This window comes from Halobellus marinus (genome assembly GCF_032113415.1).
GTDB classification, from domain to species: domain Archaea; phylum Halobacteriota; class Halobacteria; order Halobacteriales; family Haloferacaceae; genus Haloquadratum; species Haloquadratum marinus.
On sequence record NZ_CP134946.1, the window covers coordinates 1,533,698 to 1,547,741 of the forward strand.

Annotated in this window: 14 protein-coding genes; 5 read left to right on the plus strand and 9 right to left on the minus strand. The window is 68.3% G+C overall.

All coding sequences use genetic code 11. The features are described 5' to 3' along the window. Window positions 1-107 precede the first annotated feature (107 nt). Window positions 108-587 (minus strand): FAD synthase family protein, encoded by a 480-nt coding sequence (locus RJT37_RS07855; protein ID WP_313689195.1) that lies wholly within the window; start codon window positions 585-587, stop codon window positions 108-110. Continuing rightward, window positions 584-1,099 (minus strand): Mov34/MPN/PAD-1 family protein, encoded by a 516-nt coding sequence (locus RJT37_RS07860; protein WP_313689197.1) that lies wholly within the window; start codon window positions 1,097-1,099, stop codon window positions 584-586. The genes RJT37_RS07855 and RJT37_RS07860 overlap by 4 nt, the downstream gene beginning before the upstream one ends. Window positions 1,100-1,224: 125 nt before the next feature. Here RJT37_RS07860 and han point away from each other — a divergent pair, with 125 nt between their 5' ends. Next, entirely contained in the window at window positions 1,225-3,150 is a 1,926-nt protein-coding gene (han, locus tag RJT37_RS07865; protein ID WP_313689199.1) for a Hef-associated nuclease, read from the plus strand. Window positions 3,151-3,179: 29 nt separating this feature from the next. Here the strand turns inward: han and RJT37_RS07870 are convergent, their stop codons facing one another. The 5 genes from RJT37_RS07870 to RJT37_RS07890 all read right to left on the minus strand — a co-directional run bounded on the left by RJT37_RS07870 (window position 3,180) and on the right by RJT37_RS07890 (window position 9,681). After that, window positions 3,180-4,781, minus strand: coding sequence for a phospholipase D-like domain-containing protein (locus RJT37_RS07870; RefSeq protein ID WP_313689201.1), 1,602 nt, complete (start codon window positions 4,779-4,781; stop codon window positions 3,180-3,182). 152 nt (window positions 4,782-4,933) lie between these two features. Beyond that, a complete protein-coding gene (locus RJT37_RS07875) occupies window positions 4,934-6,244 on the minus strand; it encodes a HEAT repeat domain-containing protein (RefSeq protein ID WP_313689203.1) in 1,311 nt (436 codons plus the stop codon). Window positions 6,245-6,478: 234 nt separating this feature from the next. Next, window positions 6,479-7,279 (minus strand): 5'/3'-nucleotidase SurE, encoded by an 801-nt coding sequence (gene surE / locus RJT37_RS07880; RefSeq protein WP_313689205.1) that lies wholly within the window; start codon window positions 7,277-7,279, stop codon window positions 6,479-6,481. Window positions 7,280-7,384: 105 nt separating this feature from the next. Beyond that, complete coding sequence (locus RJT37_RS07885) at window positions 7,385-8,839, minus strand: small ribosomal subunit Rsm22 family protein (RefSeq protein ID WP_313689207.1); 1,455 nt, start codon at window positions 8,837-8,839, stop codon at window positions 7,385-7,387. Next, on the minus strand, window positions 8,839-9,681 hold the full coding sequence (locus tag RJT37_RS07890) for a prephenate dehydrogenase/arogenate dehydrogenase family protein (protein WP_313689208.1): 843 nt from the start codon (window positions 9,679-9,681) through the stop codon (window positions 8,839-8,841). Before RJT37_RS07890 ends, RJT37_RS07885 begins: the two co-directional genes overlap by 1 nt. Before the next feature lie 321 nt (window positions 9,682-10,002). Between RJT37_RS07890 and RJT37_RS07895 the strand changes: the two genes are divergently transcribed. Beyond that, entirely contained in the window at window positions 10,003-10,461 is a 459-nt protein-coding gene (locus RJT37_RS07895; RefSeq protein WP_313689209.1) for a hypothetical protein, read from the plus strand. Window positions 10,462-10,491: 30 nt separating this feature from the next. Here RJT37_RS07895 and RJT37_RS07900 read toward each other — a convergent pair whose 3' ends face one another. Further along, entirely contained in the window at window positions 10,492-11,685 is a 1,194-nt protein-coding gene (locus tag RJT37_RS07900) for a M24 family metallopeptidase (RefSeq protein ID WP_313689210.1), read from the minus strand. A gap of 140 nt (window positions 11,686-11,825) precedes the next feature. Here RJT37_RS07900 and srp19 point away from each other — a divergent pair, with 140 nt between their 5' ends. The 3 genes from srp19 to RJT37_RS07915 all read left to right on the plus strand — a co-directional run bounded on the left by srp19 (window position 11,826) and on the right by RJT37_RS07915 (window position 13,449). Further along, window positions 11,826-12,107, plus strand: a complete 282-nt coding sequence (gene srp19 / locus RJT37_RS07905) for a signal recognition particle subunit SRP19 (RefSeq protein WP_313689212.1) — start codon at window positions 11,826-11,828, stop codon at window positions 12,105-12,107. A 2-nt stretch (window positions 12,108-12,109) separates the two neighbouring features. Further along, window positions 12,110-12,337 (plus strand): H/ACA ribonucleoprotein complex subunit GAR1, encoded by a 228-nt coding sequence (locus RJT37_RS07910; protein ID WP_313689214.1) that lies wholly within the window; start codon window positions 12,110-12,112, stop codon window positions 12,335-12,337. Between the two features lie 98 nt (window positions 12,338-12,435). Then, complete coding sequence (locus tag RJT37_RS07915) at window positions 12,436-13,449, plus strand: presenilin family intramembrane aspartyl protease PSH (RefSeq protein ID WP_313689216.1); 1,014 nt, start codon at window positions 12,436-12,438, stop codon at window positions 13,447-13,449. A gap of 44 nt (window positions 13,450-13,493) precedes the next feature. On the opposite strand, the gene RJT37_RS07920 is transcribed toward RJT37_RS07915, so the two are convergent. Then, on the minus strand, window positions 13,494-14,027 hold the full coding sequence (locus RJT37_RS07920; RefSeq protein WP_313689218.1) for a PUA domain-containing protein: 534 nt from the start codon (window positions 14,025-14,027) through the stop codon (window positions 13,494-13,496). Between the last annotated feature and the right edge of the window lie 17 nt (window positions 14,028-14,044).

Consider the following 14,044-nt stretch of genomic DNA (forward strand, 5'->3'; position numbering starts at 1 on the left):
AATCCGTGTCCAGTTCGTTCCGCTGTTTCGCCAGCGGCCACGTTACCCCGACGTCGGTGACACGCGGCCGGTCATCCGCCGTCGACGTCCGAGATCTACGCGGCCGGTCATCCGCCGTCGACGTCCGAGATCTCGACTTCGGCGTCCGCGTCGTCGCCGCCGCGCTCCGAGAGAATCCGATCGACGATGCGGCCCGTCGAAAGGAGTTCGCCGTCGTACTGTGGCTCGCGTGCGGACGCGCGAGCGACCTCGCAGTCGATTCCGCGGGCGGCGAGTGCCTCCGCGAGCGCCTCGTCGTCGTGATGCTGGTCGTGACCGAGCACGATGATGTCCGGGTCGATCCGTTCGATCGGCACGAAGATGTCCTCCTCGTGGCCGAGGTGCGCCGCCGTCACCACGTCGAGGGCGCCGACGACGTCGCGGCGCTGCCGGTCGGGTAGTACCGGCGGCTCTTTGTGCGTGACGTTCTCCCGGCGGGCGACGATGACGTGCAGTTCTTCGCCCATCGACGCCGCCTCCGAGAGGTAATGGACGTGGCCGGGATGGATGAGGTCGAACGTGCCCTGCGCGACGACGCGCTCTCTCACTGGAAACGCCCCCCGGAACTCCGGTAGTCCTCGGAGTAGTCGACGTCTAGGTCTTCCTCGGTGAAATCGAAAAAGTCCTCGGGATCCGGAAGGTCGACGTCGAGGACGTCCAGTTTGCGGATGTCGCCGTGTTGGTCGAACGCCTCCCAGTCGTCCGGTCCGTAGGGATGCCCGAGGATGATGTGTACGTCGCCCTGCCCGAAGGTGTCCAGGTCGGCGTCGCTCGGCCGGAGGACCCCGTTCGGATGGGAGTGGATCGATCCGACCGACCGGCTGTCGTTCGGGATCATATTGGAGTCGACCGTCGCGCTCATCGGGTTCGAGCGCGTCCCCGGGATGATCAGCACGTCGGTGATGACGGTCCCCGAGCGATCGAGGCCGAGGCCCTCGGCGTCCTCGCCCCGGAGTAATCCCATATACTCGTCCGGGTGAGTCTCGCCGGCGGCCTCCCGTGCGAAGTCGAGGGCGTCGGCAGCGATGCCGAGTACCTCGCTCGACCGGAAGAGTCGCATAGCCGAAATTCGGGGTGGTCGCCTTCTAAGGGTTCCGGTCGGGGGCGAAACCGAGCAACTGCAAACTGACGTCCGGCGCGCGCCGATTGTAAAGTCTTAACCGCGGCGCACCACTGTCAGACCATATGAACGCCGATAACGCCGGGGATTCCGGCGGCGAGTCTTCTCCGGATTCGGAGGCCGACTCGCGACCTGTCGTCTACGATCTCGCACCGAACTGTACGCTCGAAGACGTCGCGGAGGGCGATCGTTACCACGCCGTCGTCAACGGCGTCGTCGAGTACGGCGTCTTCGTCGACATCTCCGACGAAGTCTCGGGGCTCGTCCACGAATCGAACCTGGATCGCTCCTACGAGGTCGGCGACCGCCTGACGGTGACGCTCGAGGAGATCAAGGAGAACGGCGACCTCGCTTTCGACGTGTTCACCGGATCGACGTACCAGACGGTCGTCGTCGACCACGAACCGGATATCTCCCCGATCGCGGGGCTGAACGCGGGCGACACCGTCCACATCGAGGGCCAGGTGGCGCAGATCAAACAGACCGGGGGCCCGACGGTCTTCCGGATCGCCGACGAGACGGGAATCGTCTCCGCGGCCGCGTTCCGTGAGGCGGGCGTCCGCGCGTTCCCGGCTGTCGATATCGACGACGTCGTCCGGATCGGCGGCGACGTCGAAGCCCACGAGGGGTCGCTCCAGTTGGAGGTCGACTCGATGACCCGACTCGCCGACGAGGAACTCGCCGAGGCGCGCGAACGCCTCGATACGACCTTCGACGAGCGGGCCGAGCCCGCCTCCGTCGAGCCGCTCATCGAATGGCCCGCCTTCGAGAAACTCCGCGCGGACCTGCAGGAACTCGCAGCGCTCCTTCGCCGGACGGTACTGGAGGGACGGCCGATCCGCGTGCGTCACCACGCCGACGGTGACGGGATGTGCGCGTCGGTGCCGGTTCAGCTCGCACTCTCGAACTTCATCGAGTCGGTCCACGACGACGAGGACGCCTCCCGACACCTCATCAAGCGACTGCCCTCGAAAGCGCCGTACTACGAGATGGAGGACGTCACGCGCGATCTGAACTTCGCACTCGAGGGCCGCGCCCGACACGGCCAGCGGCTCCCCTTCCTCCTGATGCTCGACAACGGCTCGACAGAGGAGGACGTTCCGGCCTACGAGAACCTCGCCCACTACGACGTCCCCATCGCGGTCGTCGACCATCACCACCCCGACCCCGAGGCCGTCGAGGACCTGCTCGATGCCCACGTCAACCCGTACCTCTACGACGAGGACTACCGGGTCACGACGGGGATGATGTGCGTCGAACTCGCCCGGATGATCGACCCCGATGTGACCGACGAACTGCGACACGTCCCCGCCGTCGCCGGCCTCGCGGACCGCTCGAAGGCCGACGCGATGGAGGAGTACATCGCGCTCGCCGAATCCGAAGGCTACGACCGCAAGCGGCTCCTCGACGTCGGCGAGGCGCTCGATTACGCCGCCCACTGGCTGCGCTACAACGATGGCCAGTCGCTCGTCAACGACGTCCTGAACGTCGGCTGCGACGACGAGGAACGGCACCGCGAACTCGTCGAGTTCCTCGCGACGCGTGCCGAGCGCGACATCGAACGCCAGATGGACGCCGCAGCGCCGCACCTCGAACACGAACGGCTGGACTCCGGCGCACACCTCTACACCGCCGACCTCGACGAGTGGGCCCACCGCTTTACCTACCCCGCGCCGGGGAAGACGACCGGGAAGCTCCACGACCGGCAGGTCCGCGAGCACGGGGAGCCGGTGATCACGATCGGCTACGGCCCCGACTTCGCCGTCCTGCGCTCGGACGGCGTCCGCCTCGACATCCCGCGGATGGTCGAAGAGCTCAACGAGGAGGTCGTCGGCGGCGGCGTCTCCGGCGGTGGCCACCTCGTCGTCGGCTCGATCAAGTTCGTCAAGGGGATGCGCGAGACGGTGATCGACAGCCTCGTCGAGAAGATGGGCGACGCCGAACTTGACGAGGAACTCTCCTCGCAGGCGATCGTAGATACCGAAACCTGAGCCCCGGCAGCCTCCGACAGCGCCTTTCCTCACTCGAATTCGACTGTCCGCCGCAGAATGAACCCTGCGAGCACGACTGCGGCGAGCGCACCGAGAGCCAGCGTCAGTCTCACCCGGAAGTCACCGTTGCTACGACCTGATCCGGCGGCTTCCCAGTCGGCGCGAAACGTTTCGCCGTAGTACGCCGCGGCCTCCGTCGAGTCGAGGGCGAGGACCACCTCTCGGTTTTCGGACGCCGACACCTCGTTCCAATTGAGGCTGCCGAGCAGGACGGTTTCGCCGTCGATGATGGCGCCCTTTGCGTGGACCTTCCCGAAGCGACCCGCGGGTCGGGCGATCCGCGCCTCGATCGGGTGCCCGCGGTCGCGGAGGCGGTCGACGCGGTCGACGACGGCCCGGTTCGACTCCGCGTCGTACCAGGCGTTCGAGAGCAACAGCCGGACGCGGACGCCACGCTCGGCGGCGGCGACGAGCGCGGCGAAGTAGGGACCGTCCGGATCGATTCGCGGGACGAGGACGCTGATATTCTCGTCTGCGGCCGCGATCGACTCCCGGATTTCTCCCCCGGCGTTCCCGGGGGCCGTCAGGACGCGGGTTTCCGTGATATCGACCGTCGCGGGTTCGAAGTTCGCGTCGTAGTTGGCGGTGGCGGCCTCCCCGTCGACGATCGACGCGTTCCGCCGGTGTTCTCGCCACGGCACGGCGTCTATTCCGTCGGCGTCGTGCGCGAAGACGGCGGCGAGTTCGTCGGCCGTCGCCGCCGAATCTACCCGCACACCCCAGCCGCGGCTGTCCCGTCCGCCGGTCCCCGCCGGCTTCCAGTTCTCCGTCATCACGAGCGCCTCGTCGTCGGCGACGAGGTACTTCGGATGATGGTACGCGAAGCGGTCGTGCGGGCCCGCGATCACGCGCACCTCGACGCCGCCGGCGACGAGCCGGTCGAGGCGGTCGCGCTGGACGGTCGTCATCCCGCCGATCGGGCTTCCTTCGAGCAGCACCCGGACGCGGACGCCGCGGTCGACCGCAGCCAGCAGGGCGTCGGCCGCGCGGGCGGAGGTGAAGGTGTACCCAGCGAGGAGGAGCCGCTCGTCAGCCTCGCGGATGGTTTCGATCGGCACGTCCGGCGCGTCGGGAAGGACGAACGCCGTCGCGGTGGCCGATCCCGTCTCGACGGCCGACCGGGGGGTCAGCCCCCGCGGCGTCCACCGGCCGGTCGTCGCGTTCAGCCGTTCGCCTTCGTCGGTTTCCTCGTACGAAAGTCGGTCGACTACCTCGCCATCGCTGCGAAGCAGGAGGCGCTCGCCCGCATTCGACAAGCGGAGGTTCGCCTCGGCGACCTGAACATCGACGAGCGAACGAGTGGCGTTCGGCGTTGCCGAGAGCGCGACGGGAGCGTCGGGCGGCACGCTCACTGTGGTTTCCCCATCCGAAAGCGTCAAGTTCGACGCGTTTCCCGGATTGACGACAACGTACTCGCCGGTATCGCCGTCGGCCACCGGATCCGGAAAGACGGCGACGATACGCGGCGGCCCTGTCGGCGTCGACGTGTTTGCGTCAGTGGTTGGTGTCTGTGTCGTGTCGGGGGAGACCGCCGCTCTGTCGGTTGGCGCACCGGCTCTGTCGGTTGGCACACCGAATTCCGCCTGTTGGCTGCTGCCGCCCACTACGGCTGGGACACTTCCGAGGGCGGTGCTCACCACGAGAAGAAGGCAGACGAGTCGGACGGGGTGGTCCCCTGCGAGCACGGGGCGTCTGGCCCGCCGATCCTACAAAAAGTTCAGCGCTACGCCGCCGGCGCTTCTGCGTCAGTGTCGCCGTCTTCGAGAGCTGCGGCGGCGAGGTCGGCCTCGTGCTGGACGAGGTAGGACCGCTCGTCGGTGTACTCCGCGACGGTTTCCAGGGCCGATTCGGTACCGATCTGGCGGAGCGCCCAGGCGGCGGCGGCGCGGACGGTGTCGCTGTCGTCCTCGGCGAGGGTGTCGGCGAGCGGGTCGATCGCGCGCGTGTCACCGATCAGGCCCAGCGCACGGGCGACGTACGGCCGGACGTTGTCGTTGTCCATCTCCAGTTTGTCAGCGATCGCCTGCGTCGCCTCCGTCGAGCCGATCTCGCCCAGTGCGCGGAGCGTCACCTTCTGCAGTCCGGGATCCGAGTCTGCGTCGACGTACTCGACGAGGGTTTCGACGGCCTCCTCGGCGCCCGCGCCCATCCGACCGAGCGCCTTGATGGCCTTTTTGTCCCGCCGCTCGGCGAGACCGTGCATCTCCTCGAACGCGTCGGCGTTGGCCATCCGGACCAGCGCGTCCATACAGTGTTCCTCCATAAAGTCCGACTGGAGGCTGTCCTTCGCGAGCAGGACCATATCCACGCGGCCGCGGCTCTCCCACTCCTTCAGCGCCGACAGCTCCGGCGGGTAGTCCTTGTAGTGGCCGAGCACGTCGTAGAAGCCTTCGGCCATCAGCTGTTCGTTCGTCTCCAGGTCGTCCCACTCTTCGGCGTCGTCGAGACCGGCTTGCAGGTCGTCGGCTGCTTCGACGAGTGTCTCGATCGTCTCCGCGTCGTCGTCGGCATCGAGGTCGGCGTCCTCGATCACGTCCGCTGCGTCCGAAAGCGCTGCATCGAGCGCGGCGGCGTCCGTCTCGTCCCCGTCGACCGCGACGTCGGCGTCGAGCGCCTCCGAGACGGCGTCGGCGAACGCCGAGACCGCATCGACCACCGCCGGGAACCCGGCGTCGGTCCAGCGGGTGTCGGTCACTGTCGACTGCGCCGCGTCGATATCGTCGAGCACGTCGCTCGCGTAGGGGCCTCGCTGGGCCTCGAGGTCGTCGCGGAGGTCCCCGATGCGCGATTCGAGCGCCTCGCCCGGATCCTCGTCGTCCTCGTCCGGTTCCGGGAGGTCGGTGTCCTCGAGATCTGCCTCGATCTCGTCGAGGTCGGCCTCGGCGTCGTCGAGGTCGGCCTCCGTCTCCGCCGCCTCGAAGGCGGACTCGACGGCGTCGAGGCGTTCGTTCAGGGTCTCGGGCGTCGCGTCTGTCGACTCCGCTGGCGTCTCCGCCTCGGAATCGGCGGCCGTGTCGTCGTCCCCGTCGCTCATATGCCTGATATCCGTCCGTACCCGAAAAGAGCGTTTCCCTTCGGCGCTCGGTCGCGTCCGGCCGGGAGTTTATATACGATCGAGCGTCCAACTCGGAGCGATGACTGCCCCGAGCGAGGACGATCGGAACGACTGGGACGCGACGGCACGTGGACCGCCGACTACCGGCGGCTCCGGGTGGTCGCAGTCTGCCAGCGGTAGAGAAGTGACGTCGACGGAACGGACTCGCCTCACTCAGACCGTATCGAGGTACGCCTCCGCGAGGCCGTCGAGCGCCTCGTGGTGCTCCGTGGTATGCGGCGCGGTCAGCGGCGAGACCGACACCTTGCCGTCGACGACCGCGCGCCGGTCGGTCCCCTCGGGGTCGGGGATGTCGTCGACGCGCATCCGCTCCCAGATGCGATCGTAGAGGGTGATCGTCCCGTTGCCGTCGTGTTCGGCGGTCATATCGTACAGCCGCGACGGCCGCGTGATTTCGAGCGGCGCGGGACCCTCGCCGTCGGCGATCGGGGCGTTGACGTTCAGATAATCCGCCTGCTCGAACACGCCGGCGCCGAGCGCGTGTCGGAGCAGATACGAGGTCGCGCGCTTGGCTTCACGGAAGTCTTCGGTGTCGTCTGCCTGTTCGTGCCAGGGCGTGTCGCCGTCGCCCGGGACGTACAGCGAGACCGCGATCGCCGGCACGTCGAAGAACGCCGCTTCGACGGCCGCGCTGACCGTCCCGGAGCGACCGAGGACGTACTCTCCGAGGTTCGCCCCCTTGTTACAGCCCGCGATGACGACGTCGACGTCGGGACAGAGGGATTCGAGTCCGGCGACGACGCAGTCGGCCGGCGTGCCGTCGATGGCGTACCCGAGTTCGTGTTCGCGGACCGCGACGTCCGAGGAGAGCTGTCGGCCGACGGCGCTCTGGTCGTTCGCCGGCGCGACGGCGATCACCTCGGCGAACTCCGAGATCGCGTCGTACAGCGCCCGGAACCCCACGGCGTCGATCCCATCGTCGTTCGTCAGGAGGACGGAGAGCGATTCACTCATACCCCCTACTTCGGTGGATCGGGGAAATGTGTACCGCTCGGCGGACTGCGACCGGCCCGCCGGACCTCTTTCCGGCCGCCGCAGCCCGCAGGCGGCGAGTGGGGCTCACGCTACGAACTCGACGACAGTCTCGCCGTCGACGACGAGGTTGTAAGCGCCCTCGTCGTCGTTCCACAGACACAGGACGTTCTCGAAGGCCAGCACGTCGCCGTAGTCCGCCGTCACCAGCGGCTCGGTCAGCGGATCCTGGACGGTCGAGACGGCGTACTGTTCGACCGCCTCGCTGCCGTCGCCGATCTTGAAAAGCGGGTTGGCGTCCGGGTCGTCGGTCAGATCGCGACTCAACTTCACCGCCAGCAGATCGATCCGGTTGGTGACGTGGCGCTCCATCTCGGCCATCTTCGCGTGACGGTCGGGGTCGGCGCGGACGTCCGCACGCCGGGCGCCGTCCGGTCGGAGGACCGCATACGAGAACTGCACCGTCTCGTTGCGGAAGGTGCCGTCGCCGGGGCTGCGACTCTCGCGCGGTCCCGTCGGGTCCGCGTCCGCGACCCCCGCCTCGTCGAGTCGCTGCTGAAACCCCGGCGCAGCGATGTCGTCCCGGCGGTCGAACGACCAGCCGCGGTCCGACGGCGCCGCGTCCGGCCACAGCCGGAGCGTCGGGGAGTAGACGGACACGTCCGACGCCGCCGGGGAAAGCGCGCGCTCGACCTCGCGGAGGCCGATCGACGTCTCCCGGTCGGCGGGCGCGATCGCGACGAACGAGCCGTCGGCGGCGACGGCGTCGAGATACCGGGCGGCGACGGCCGCCGGCTCGTCGAGTTCGCTCAGCACGTTCGCGAAGAGGACGAGATCGATCCCCTCGCTACTGAGGGATGCGGGATCGAACGCCTCGGCCGTCTCGCGGTGGATCGTCGGCCGGAAGTTCCGCCCCGTCTCCGTCAGCATCTCCTCGAGCACGTCGGCCGCCGCCGAAGGCTCCACGGCGTGGTAGTTGACGACGGCGTCGTCCGGCAGGTAGTCGTGGAGGCCAAGCGCCGGCCCGCCAGCGCCCGCGCCGACGTCGAGCACTTGGAGCGTCCGCGGGAGTCGCTCTCGCTCGGCAAGATCGTCGAGCACGTAGCCGATTGCCGCGTAGTAGTCCGGCAGATGGTAGATCGCGTACGCCAGGGCGGCCTCAGCGTCGTACTCGACCGGATTGCCCCGGTAGTAGTCTTCTTTCAGCCGCCGGATCGTGTCCCGTAGCCGGTCGCCGCTCTCGCCGCGGTGCCAGTCGGGCCCGTAGCGCTCGACGAGTTGGTCCTCGAGGGCGAAGGCGTACTCCTCGGGGAAGGCGTCGGGCGACCACCCCGGCAACGGTACTGGGTCCTCGGTGACCGGAACAAAGGTTCCGTCCGCCCGCTCGTAGAGACCGAGGTCGTACGCCTCCTCGCGGAGCGTCTCGCGGACGACGGCGGGATGCGGCGTCCCCTCGATGTACTCGTGGATCTCATCCGGGTCGATCGGCCGGACTTCCCGCAGGTACTTCGCGTTCGCGCGGACGGCCTCGCGGTCGATCATCACTTGTCCCCGCCGGACTGCGACCGGTCGGCGGTTCGTTGGTCGTTCTCCGACGTGTGGCTGCTCTCGGATGTGTGGGCGGGTTGGTCGTCCGCTGCCGACGGGTCGGGATGTTCGCCCGCGACCTCGTACAACTGCTCGAACGTCTCACCGTCGGCGTCTGCGATGCGTCGTGCGGCGTCAGCGACGGCGTCGGCGCCCTCGAAGGATTCCTGGATCTCCCGGTAGACGCGCGGGGTGCCGCCGGTGACCGTCCCGACGAGTTCGGAGAGCGTTCTGGAGACCGGCGTCGCAAACTCCTCGCGGACGTCCTCGGCCGCGAGCGCGTACGCGAGAATCGCGGTGTGGGCGCCCGCCTGTACCGTCTCCATCGCGGTGTCGTGTTCCGCAGGCCCGGTCTCGAAGATGTCGTTGCCGGCCTCGGCGATGGCATCCAGCGCGCGGTCGACGACCGGACCTGACTCGTCGACGACGACGGCGACGTTGCCGGGGGCGTTCTCGGGTGCAAAGAGCGGGTGCAGGCTCGCACGCTCACACGTCGGGACGTGCTTGCGCATCGCCTCTACGGGCTTGGCCATCACGCCGGTCACGTCGATCATCGCCCGGGACGCCTTCCCGGCGTGCGCTTCGATCGCCTCCCCGACGACGCTGATCGGCACGGCGAGACAGACCGCCGCGAACGTCTCCGTGGTCTCGAGCGGTACGGATCGTCCGTCGACCGCGGTTGCGGCGGAGTCGGCGACCGCCCGGTCCCGGTCGGTGAACGCGACGCTGAATTCGGCCCTGAGCGTCTCGCCGGCCCAGCGGCCCATCGCGCCGGCACCGACGACGAGTACCTCCATTGCCGCCGACTACGCGCCGCCGCAATCAAAAGGGGTTCGGTGCCGTGATCGCGTCCACCTCGTCCGGTACTCCGGTGGGCAGACTAGTATCAAGTGTGATTTTTGGATCCATAGATTTAATTCTCTGGTCCGCAGTCTGTCCGCACGCGGGATGCACCAACCGCTCCGAGGCCGCCCGACCCCCCGATTCACAAGGCTCCAGCAGGGAGTTCGTCGCAACAGCCAGCCCGCGACCGGACGCCCGTACGAACAGACATAACACGGATACACTCACAAATGAAATTTCCCACGGTCCCCGGGAAAGACACGAACGGTCGCAAGATGAAATTACCCGGCGACCTCGACGGTGAACAGACGCTTCTGGTCGTCAGTTTTCACCAGCGACAACGGTCGCTCGTGGGTTCCTGGCGGGGACTCGCGTCCGACCTGTGTGACCGCTTCGAACATTTCGCGTACTACGAACTGGTCGTCGTCGGGAGCCGAAGGGGGATGTTACCGCCCTCGTCGTCGGGGGGAATGACGCCGACCAATGCACGCACGTCCCGGCACGAGAACACGCTGCTGCTCTCGGTCGACAAACAGGCGTTCCGCCGCCGCCTTGGCATCATCGACGAGGAGACGATCTACGCGTTCCTGGTCGAGGGCGACCGTGTGGTCCGCCAGGAGGCGGGCGTTCTCACTCCCTCGACAGCCGACGCACTCGAATCGCTGCTGCGGGCGTACCGGGATGACAAGGGACGCTCGGGCGGGGCTGCCAGCCCCGGCGAATCGTCGAGCTAGCGGCCACTCGTCGGGTCGTCTCCGGTCCGTTCAGTCCGATACCTGCAGCTGAATCGGATACTCGGTCACGTTCTCACAGCCGTCCTCGGTGACCACCACGAGATCCTCGATTCGGACGCCGCCGACGGCCGGGTCGTACAGCCCGGGTTCGACAGTCACGACGTGGCCCGATTGCAACTCGCCGCCGTCCGGGGAGAGCCGCGGGAGTTCGTGGACGTCCAGGCCGACGCCGTGACCCGTCGAATGGATGAATCCGGTCTCGGCGGTCGGATCCGAACGCAGCGTGGGGACGTCGGCGGCCTCGTAGACGTCGCAGACGGCGTCGTGGACGGCCTGACCGGTCGCGCCCGGTTCGACGGCGTCGATGGCGGCCTCCAGCGCCTCGTGGGTCAGGTCGTACCACTCCCGGACGGTGGCCGAGGGCTCGCCTTTCACGAACGTCCGCGTCATATCCGCGTGGTACTTCGTCGCCTTCGACTGCGGGAAGATGTCGACGATGACGGTCTCGCCGGCGGTCAGCGGCCCGCTCCCGCGGTCGTGGGGGTCGGCGGCGTCCGCGCCGCAGGCGACGATGGTCTCGTCGAGCGCACAGCCGTGCCGGAGCAGCGTCACCTCGATCTCTTCCTTGAGACGCTCGCTCGTCAGGGGTTCCCCCTCGTGGCGGAGCCGGCGGGAGCCGTCGCCGTCCTCGACGATTTCGGCCGCCTGCAGGAGCTCCTCGGCCGCCTCCATCGCCGCCTCGTTGGCTGTCTGTGCCTCGCGGATGTGCTCGATCTCTTCGTCGGTCTTCACCGCCCGGATCTCGGTGACGACGTTCTCGCGTTCGGGCTCGACCGTGAGGTCCTGCTCCCGAAGGCTGTCCGCGGGACCGAGCGGGAAGCGCTCCGGCGTCGCGACGCGCTCGACACCCAGATCGTCGAGCCAGGTAGCGACGACGCGCGCTCTGGCCTCGGTAGAGCCGTGCTCGTCGGCCAGCGTTCGGTAGTCGTAGTCGGCCAGCCGCGCCACCTCGTCAGCCCGGCTCTCTGCCCGTGCGCGGCCGTATTCCAGCGTCGAGACGAGAACCGCGATCGTCTCGGGCGTGTAGACCGTGACGAACGGATCGGGCGCGCCGAAGCCCGAGAGATACCGCTGAGTCGAGTCTGTCCCGTCTGCGTCGACGAGGTATCCGTCGAACCCCCCGTCTGAGAGGAACTCGTCGAGCCGAGCGAGGTCTGGATCCATACCGACGCGTGGGCTGCGATCGAATAAAGTTCCACGCATCGACCGGCTCTCTCGCCGCGGGTTCGGTGAGCCGCTGGCGACCCTCGCTGGGGCGCGGCCGGACCACAACCGTATTACGGTCGCGACGCGGTCGTTCGACTATGGCTGTCGAGAACGTCATCTGGCCGCGCTACCTCGATGCATCCGTCTCTCGTGACGACGGGCGGCGGGTCCCGCTCGACGACGCCGTCGACGAGCCGACGGTCGACGAGATCGCAGAGGCCGTCCAGCAGATCGGCTACGACGCGGTCATCGAACGCGACGTGACCCACCCGCGGGAGTGGGACGCTCGGGGTCGAGTCCTCGTGAAAGGTGCCGACGACTCCACGAAGAACGATCTCCTGCAGGCGGTTGCCGCCTACGTCGGCATCCTCCGGGACTGACGATGCAACGCCTCGGAACCGTCTCACGGATGGCACAGGGCCTCCTCGTGGTTCGCTGTGAGGGCCCCGATCATCCCGGCATCGGCGCCGAAGCCGTCGACGAGTCGCTGTCGACTGTGGGCCGCGTCGTCGACGTCTTCGGCCCCGTCGACCGCCCGTTCGTGGCCGTCACGCCCGAAGCGGGCGTCCGCGAAGCCTCGCTCATCGGCCAGCGGCTGTACGCGCGGTAACGTCGCCCCGCTCAGCTTCTGGCGCGTCGAACGGCCGGTCCGGCTTCGAGCGCGCCGAAACACAACCCCCTTGGTGGGGCAGTTGCAACTTCGGGCGTATGCGAAAACGCGTCGCGGCCGGCGTCGGGTTCGCCGCCCTGCTGTTTCTCCTGGTCCAACTCGGTGCGCTGGCGCTCGTGCCGACGTTCTACGAGCAGGGGTACCAGACCGTCGAGGACCCCTCGGATCCGACGAACAGCCTCGTCTACATCGGCGCGATCCTCGTCGCAACCGCGCTGATGCTCGCGGCGTTCAAGTTCGACCTCGATTGGATCGTCCGCGGGTTCGTCGTCCTCGCGGCCGCGTCGATCGCGTGGTACGTCTTCTCGGTGTTGCTGCCGCCGCTGGCCGCGATCGGGGCGTCGGTCGCACTGGCGGCTCTCCTCGTCGTGCACCCCGAGTGGTACGTCATCGACGCCGCTGGCGTCGTGATGGGCGCCGGCGCCGCGGGGCTGTTCGGGATCAGTTTCGGCCTCCTGCCGGCACTCCTTTTGCTCTCCGTACTGGCCGTCTACGACGCGATCAGCGTCTACGGCACCGAGCATATGCTCGATCTCGCGGAGGGCGTGATGGACCTGAACCTCCCGGTGGTGTTGGTCGTCCCGACGACGCTGTCGTACTCGCTCGCGGACGCTCGCTCGGAAGCGATCGAGGGAGATTCGGAGGGTGAAGTCGACGACAGTGACGAGCGGGAAAGCGATGACTCCGCAGACGAAGAGAACGGAGACGACAAGGACGTACCCGCCAACGGAGAGGACGAAGAGGACGTCCGCGACGCGTTCTTCATCGGTCTCGGCGACGCCGTGATCCCGACCGTGTTGATCGCGAGCGCGGCCTTCTTCCTCGATCCGTCGCTGGCGCCCTCGCTCGGCGTCCCCGGGCTCCCGGCGCTGACGCTCCCCGCGCTGACGGCGATGATCGGGACGTTCGCCGGCCTGTTCGCGCTGCTGTGGATGGTCCTGAAGGGGCGAGCGCACGCGGGGCTCCCGCTTCTGAACGGCGGGGCGATCCTCGGCTATCTCCTCGGGGCGCTCGCCAGCGGCGTTCCGCTCCTGACGGCGCTCGGTCTCTGATCAGTCTGCGATACCCCTCTGCTGTTGCCGCGGTTGCCGATCGCTCACCCGGCGATGTCCCCGTCGCCATCCGTTTTCTCGGTGCCGTCGCTGTCGGCCCCGGCCCCCTCCCGGACGTGCACAGCCATCCCCGTCTCGAAATCGGCCATTGCGTCGGCCGAAAGCTCCGCGCGGCCCACCGCGAGGACGGTGTCGTCGCCGCGGACGACCGCGACCTCGTCGCCCGGCCGCACCGCGGGGTCGACCTCGCGGACGAACTTCGCGAAGGCGTTCTTGCCGTCGCGGACGAACGGCTCGCTCTCCTCGCCGACGACGACGCGGTACGCGGGGGCATCGAGCGCGTCGACCAGTCGCTGCCCCCCCACGAGCCCCAGCGTGAACCGCCCGTCGGTCCCGAAGGAGACGATCCGCCCCTCGGCCGCGACGACCTGCCGTGGCCGCCCGCCAGTCGAGCGGTGGAGCGTCCGCTCGCCGTCGCGATCGGGGGGGAAAAGCGCAGCCCCCGCCCCGGCCCCGAACTGGTAGTCGGCGATCGTCCGGAGTTCCGCGACGGTCTCCTCGGCGGTCGTGTCGGTCATTACCCCCGTTTCGACGC